The 303-nt window shown below is 66.3% G+C and carries 1 pseudogene; it reads right to left on the bottom strand.

Annotated elements, in window-relative coordinates:
* Positions 1-303 (bottom strand): annotated as a pseudogene (locus ACLJNW_RS24260) (UDP-glucose 6-dehydrogenase); the annotation flags it as partial.

Genomic DNA, 303 nt, shown 5'->3' with positions numbered 1-303 from the left:
CAGCTTGTGCTTCTGCCGCCGGTTGATCGCTTCCACTGCCTGCAACAGGTCGCTGGAGCAATGCGCCTGCTCGGCGCTGTGGATCAGCGCGCGCATGTCCTTGGGGAAGCAGGAGCCGCCGTAGCCGCAGCCGGGGTAGATGAAGTGGTAGCCGATCCGCGGGTCGGCGCCGATGCCCTGGCGCACCGCCTCGATGTCGGCGCCTAGGTGTTCGGCCAGTTCGGCGATCTGGTTGATGAAGCTGATCTTGGTCGCCAGCATGCCGTTCGCCGCGTACTTGGTCAGTTCGGCGCTGCGCAGGCC

The organism is Salmonella sp. SAL4457 (assembly GCF_046548235.1).
GTDB classification, from domain to species: domain Bacteria; phylum Pseudomonadota; class Gammaproteobacteria; order Enterobacterales; family Enterobacteriaceae; genus Salmonella; species Salmonella enterica.
The sequence above is the reverse complement of the archived record's forward strand: the minus strand, read 5'-3'. Positions and strand labels throughout refer to the sequence as shown.